This window comes from Brasilonema sp. UFV-L1 (assembly GCF_012912105.1).
GTDB lineage: Bacteria > Cyanobacteriota > Cyanobacteriia > Cyanobacteriales > Nostocaceae > Brasilonema.
Genome location: NZ_QMEA01000063.1, coordinates 81,231 through 87,290 on the forward strand (window position 1 = coordinate 81,231; position 6,060 = coordinate 87,290).

Consider the following 6,060-nt stretch of genomic DNA (forward strand, 5'->3'; position numbering starts at 1 on the left):
ATCATTTGGCAATCGACAAGAGTCAAGCGGGTAATGGGACTCGAACCCACGGCATTCAGCTTGGGAAGCTGACGTTCTACCACTGAACTACACCCGCAAGTCAGGTAAGCACCCTCGGATAAGCTGTTCGCGTACAACTGTACTATCGAGAGTGTTAGGGTTTGCGCAGCGCCCCTCCAGGGGCGCTTCGTGCCGTAGGCTGGGAAAGGATTTGACGGTTTTTTTCAAAGTCAAAAAATGCATTTTCTAAGCGCAACAAACAGCTTAATGCTAATCTTAGCAAATATTTCGACCAAAGATGGTTAGAAACTTCCAAAAAATAAATTATCCAAAAGAATTCAAAAAAAGCATCCACTTGATAATAATAATCATTGAGAGAGGAGAGAGAAAGGGTTGCTAACGGCAACCTTTTCTCGGTTCAAAAAATCATAAAAAGTCTGCACGCAGAAACTTTCTTTCTGATGCAATCTTAAAGAGTTAGTATCGTTAATTATACTGGTCTCAAACTTTTGTAACTATCGTACGTCCTTGTAAATTCTCAAAAGGTTTTGCTTAGAGAATTTGAGGTGTTTATTCCGGTTTTTTTAAAATACCATAGATTTGTCCTTAAATGCACACTTGACATAGATATATCATGTATTAACTGATACTTTTAATCCAGACAACTCTTGGTGGTACATACTTGGACATTTTTCTATTTTTAAGCTACATCTAATTATACAAACGATGTCTGGCTTATTCGGGAAATGTCTAAGTTTTTGTGCTTCTAGTAATTACTCTCGTAATGACATTTGTATAGTACATTTGCACTGAAAATACGGTGCGGAGCCGGAGCCTCCGGAGCTTTGGTCGAAGTTTTAATCTCACGTTTTTTAGCATGGGTTGCCTTCTGCCTTCATGAAGACTTCCGCACCAAAACGAGTAAACACGGGCACACCTCTAATTCTGAAAAATTTTTCTCACCCACAGTTATACCTGCATTTTCTCAAACACTTTTAGGCAGTTTTGCTTAAGAAAGCTTACAATTAATTACTGTATATTAACTATGACGTATCTTTTGTGTTGCTAGCTGTAATATTTTCAAATTTATCTTTCAAATTGATTAGTGACTATTGTCACGATTTTGCCAAAGCAGGAACAAGTTACTTAATTGAGTGATGCTAAGGTAACAACAAAACTGTACTACTACTGATTAGTAGTCTGGAACCATACACAACTTATGAAGGCAGGTTAGTATTTTGCTAAATTCATAAAAATTTCCTATCTCTTGCATATAAGCGCTGTTAGTAGATATGTTGAGACTATGAACAGCTACAAGCAGTAATTTGCCTTTTTTTCAGTGCTTCAACGGTCACCAAATTATGCAAATTTGAGATAAACCAATAATAAATAATGATTTGGTATGTAACTGAGTCACTAATTATGTTTAATGCCACTGAAATTTTGATTAATGCGTTTGTAGCTCAAATTCGCGAAGGCTACCGTCGCACCTACGGCGGCTTAAAAAAAGATTACCAGGACATTATAGCTTGGGCAGGTAACATGGCGTTGGAAAATATCGCCAATAGTGACGCTCTTTATCATAACGTAGAACATTCTATCCTAGTAACTTTGGTTGGACAAGAAATTTTACGCGGTAAACATATTCGTGAAGGAGGTGTTTCTTGTGAAGACTGGTTGCATTTTATTATATCCTTAGTGTGTCATGATATTGGTTATGTCAAAGGAGTTTGCCGACAAGACCAAGAGAACGAAGGTTTGTACGCCTCCGGTAAAGATGGAAACATGATTTCTCTGATTCCTGGAGCTTCTGATGCTAGTCTCACACCATATCATGTAGATCGGGCAAAGCTTTTTATTGATGAGCGTTTTGGCGGTCACAAATTGATAGACTCAGAAGTGATTAAGAGCAATATTGAATTGACTCGGTTTCCAGTACCAGCACAAGACGACCACCAAAATACAAATAATTTTGCAGGTTTAGTGCGTGCTGCCGATTTAATTGGACAATTGAGCGACCCACGTTACCTAAACAAGATTACCTCTTTGTTTTACGAATTTGAAGAGACTGGAATGAATAAGGTATTGGGTTATCAAAACCCTGGTGATTTACGCAAGAACTATGCCAAGTTCTACTGGAATGTTGTTTCTCTCTATATCAAGGATGGATTACGCTACCTTTCGCTCACACAACAAGGAAAGCAGATTGTTGCTAATCTCTACTCAAATGTGTTTGTTGTAGAACACGAAAAACTTCAAGAAGAACCTTTATATCTTGTTGAAAAACTCCGTGCTTAGAAGTTATAAATTATAAATAACTAAAAAAGTTTCAGAATTTATAATTTATAATTCATCACTTATAACTCATAACTCGCAACTATTATGAATTGGTGGCATCGATTAAAGAAAAATTCTTTGGCAAGATTTGGGGCAATTTTACTCTTGGTTTTCTATGTGGCAGTCATTTGGGCTGATTTTGTCGCCCCTTATAACCCTTACACCTCACAAGCTAATGGTTCTCTACTACCACCAACTCGTGTTTACTGGGTTTCTAAACAATCAGGGCAATTTATTGGTCCTCATATTTATCCAACAATTCAGGGAGACACGAATTTAAAAACGGGCGATCGCCAAATCATCGTAGACTTTAAAAAGCCCTCTCCCCTAAGACTATTTGTCAAAGGACCTGAGTATCGTCTGTTTCAGCTGAATTTACCATTACCCCCAAAATGGGACGAGGTAGAAATATTTGGTGGTATCCCGCTAAATATACATTTGTTTGGTGCTGTTGGTGAGGCAAAGTTTAACCTTTTAGGTACAGATGACCAAGGTCGAGATCAACTCAGTCGCCTGCTGCATGGTGGTCGAATAAGTCTATTTATCGGTATTATTGGAGTTGCCCTGACTTTTCCCTTAGGAATGTTGATTGGAGGAATTTCTGGCTATTTCGGTGGCTGGACTGATAGTGTGATTATGCGCTTAAGCGAAGTGCTCATGACTTTTCCGAGTATTTATCTTTTGGTTACCTTAGGTGCTGTCCTACCGCCAGGGTTATCTAGTACAGAACGCTTCTTGCTGATTGTTGTAATTACTTCGTTTATCAGTTGGGCTGGATTAGCACGAGTCATTCGCGGACAAGTCCTCTCTATTAAAGAGAGAGAATACGTCCAAGCTGCAAAAGCAATGGGTGGCAATCCACTTTACATTATTGTTCGTCACGTGTTACCACAAACCGCCACTTATATTATTATTTCTGCTACACTCGCTGTTCCTAGCTTTATTGCAGCAGAGGCAGTACTCAGTCTTATCGGGTTAGGAATTCAACAACCGGATCCTTCATGGGGTAATATGTTATCTGTTGCAACTAACGCTTCTATTTTGGTGTTGCAACCTTGGCTAATTTGGCCTCCAGCTATGTTGATTATTCTGACAGTGTTAGCTTTTAACTTGCTAGGTGACGGGCTAAGGGATGCTTTAGATCCCCGTAGTTTGCAGAGATAGATTTTGAAAAACTCAAATAGACCTGTTCGCAATATTATATTGGTGTCAAAAAAATGGCGTTGCAGAAGAGAAAGATGAATTAGGGCGATTGCTATGCAGTGTCCAGAGTGTCCATCATCAGCACACTTCGGAGTCCACTCTATCAACATTGGTTTAGCATACACCCCTCCTAATTTTCTGAGTGGAGGGAATTTTTCAGAAGCCTACACTGATGCAACAGACCTCTGTTTGAAATTCAACATTAACCTAGACAGCACAAGGCTTTAAGAATAGTTTTTGGAGATGTCTAGCGCATACAGTGTAGGTAGTTCACTTTTTACTAATGCACAGTTCTAATTGATTGTGTTTCCTCAATATCCGGACTGCGTAAATCCTCCACTAGTGTCTGAATCTCTGCTGGAGGAGGTGGCGTTAGACGAGACACCACAAGGGTAACAACTAAGTTTAGCAGCATACCCACAGTACCAATTCCTTCAGCAGAAACCCCAAAGAACCAAGGTGGCATACCCCCGAACTTTACACCTACGATGTATGCCACTGTGAAGATTAAACCTGTCACCATACCAGCGATCGCCCCTTCTTTGTTGGTGCGTTTGTCAAATATACCCAGGAAGATAGCTGGAAAGAAGCTAGAAGCAGCCAATCCAAAAGCAAAAGCCACGACTTCACCCACAAAACCTGGTGGATTCACCCCAAAATATCCAGCACCAACCAGAGACAAACCGACCATCAAGCGTCCGACAAACAGCCGTTTTTGTTCTGATGCTCCTGGGTCAACGATCCGGTAGTATACATCATGGGCTATGGAACTAGAAATCACCAGTAACAGTCCTGATGCTGTAGATAAAGCGGCTGCTAATCCGCCAGCGGCTACCAAAGCAATGACCCAAGGAGCCAGTTTAGCAATCTCTGGAGTCGCAAGTACAATGATGTCTCGGTCAATCGTAATCTCGTTCGTGTCTTTTTTTGGAGTTAACTGTAGACGCCCGTCACCATTTTTATCTTCAAAGGTCAGCAGTTTTGTGTTTTCCCACTTTTTTACCCAGTCTAACTGCCGCACTTCCTCAACAGTATGATTGTGCAGCGAATTAATTAGGTTATAACGGGCAAACATGGAGAGGGCGGGAGCGGTAGTATACAAAATAGCGATGAATAACAGTGCCCAGCCAGCAGAAAACCGAGCGGAACGCACGTCTGGAACTGTATAAAAACGTACTATTACGTGGGGTAGCCCAGCGGTTCCTACCATCAAAGCAATCGTAACTAACAGCACGTCCAGCATGGGCTTGTTGACGAATGGCTGAGTATACTCTGCAAACCCAAGATCAACTTGGATTTGATTGAGCTTGTCGGCAATGTCACTAAAGGTAAATGCAAACTGGGGAATCGGATTGCCTGTGAGTAGTACAGCAATTGCAATTGCTGGAATGAGGTAAGCAATAATTAAGATGCAGTACTGTGCCACCTGTGTCCAAGTGATGCCTTTCATACCGCCTAGCACAGCAAAAAAGCCCACGATCACCATACCGATGACGACACCTGTGTTAATGTCTACTTGCAGAAAGCGACTGAAAACAATGCCAACGCCCCGCATTTGTCCAGCAACATAAGTTAGGGAGACAAAAATGGCTGCCACGACCGCCACCAGACGGGCTATGTTAGAGTAGTATCTGTCTCCGACAAAATCCGGTACTGTATACTTACCAAATTTGCGGAGGTAAGGAGCGAGCAACAGTGCCAACAGCACGTAGCCTCCAGTCCAACCCATTAAATAAATGGAGCCATCGTAGCCCATAAAACTAATTAGCCCTGCCATTGAAATGAAAGAAGCCGCAGACATCCAATCAGCAGCAGTAGCAGCACCGTTTGCAATAGAGGGTATTCCTTGATCCGCTACAAAAAAACCTTTACTATCTTTAACTCGTGATTGCCAACCGATGTAAAGATATATTAGGAAAGAAAGTCCAACTATTAAAATAGTCCAAATTTCAACTGACACAGTTTTTTCTTACCCTCTAATATTATGTTTGCGGTCTAACTTGTCCATTTGGAAGGCGTAGATGAAAATCAATACCACAAAAATTAAGATTGAGCCCTGCTGTGCCATCCAAAAGCCAAACGGTACGCCAAAAAAACGTACTGTATTCAATGGTTGTACCAGCAAAATACTGAAAACGAGAGACACTAGCGCCCAAACTATTAAAAGGTTGCGAATTAAAGCAGTATTAGCACGCCAATAAGAGCGACTCTTTTCGCGATTCATTTTTTAAGTAACTGCATGAAAAATGTAACAAAAATCTTACCAGAAGTGGGACTTAGGGTCTAGAAAAGTTTAAAATTCAAAATTTTTTTTACGATTGACCAATAAAACTGAAGTCAAAATTGCCAAAAGCCCTTCTATGCATACACTACACTTTTTTGTCAAAGGGGAACTTCAGCTTTGTCAAAGGGGAACTTCAGCTTAACCGAACCGTATTGGATGTCTAGTGGATAAACAAAGCATTAAAAACAAAAGCCACCTCAACCAAAGGAAGAGGAGGCTTTTGTGTCAAAAAAAGT

Annotated in this window: 4 protein-coding genes and 1 tRNA gene; 2 read left to right on the top strand and 3 right to left on the bottom strand. The window is 40.7% G+C overall.

Annotation, left to right across the window (positions count from 1 at the left end):
- Positions 1–25: 25 nt before the first annotated feature.
- Positions 26–97: transfer RNA gene (locus DP117_RS18840), tRNA-Gly, on the bottom strand.
- A gap of 1,325 nt (positions 98–1,422) precedes the next feature.
- Here DP117_RS18840 and DP117_RS18845 point away from each other — a divergent pair.
- Together DP117_RS18845 and DP117_RS18850 are read left to right on the top strand one after the other, a co-directional pair.
- Complete coding sequence (locus tag DP117_RS18845) at positions 1,423–2,298, top strand: Npun_R2479 family HD domain-containing metalloprotein (RefSeq protein ID WP_169219802.1); 876 nt, start codon at positions 1,423–1,425, stop codon at positions 2,296–2,298.
- An 84-nt stretch (positions 2,299–2,382) separates the two neighbouring features.
- A complete protein-coding gene (locus DP117_RS18850) occupies positions 2,383–3,501 on the top strand; it encodes an ABC transporter permease (protein WP_169219803.1) in 1,119 nt (372 codons plus the stop codon).
- Positions 3,502–3,820: 319 nt separating this feature from the next.
- Here DP117_RS18850 and DP117_RS18855 read toward each other — a convergent pair whose 3' ends face one another.
- Positions 3,821–5,500 carry a sodium:solute symporter family protein gene (locus DP117_RS18855; protein ID WP_169219804.1) on the bottom strand — a complete coding sequence of 560 codons (1,680 nt, stop codon included), beginning with the start codon at positions 5,498–5,500 and terminating at the stop codon, positions 3,821–3,823.
- A gap of 9 nt (positions 5,501–5,509) precedes the next feature.
- Positions 5,510–5,764, bottom strand: a complete 255-nt coding sequence (locus DP117_RS18860; protein ID WP_169219805.1) for a DUF4212 domain-containing protein — start codon at positions 5,762–5,764, stop codon at positions 5,510–5,512.
- Positions 5,765–6,060: the final 296 nt, after the last annotated feature.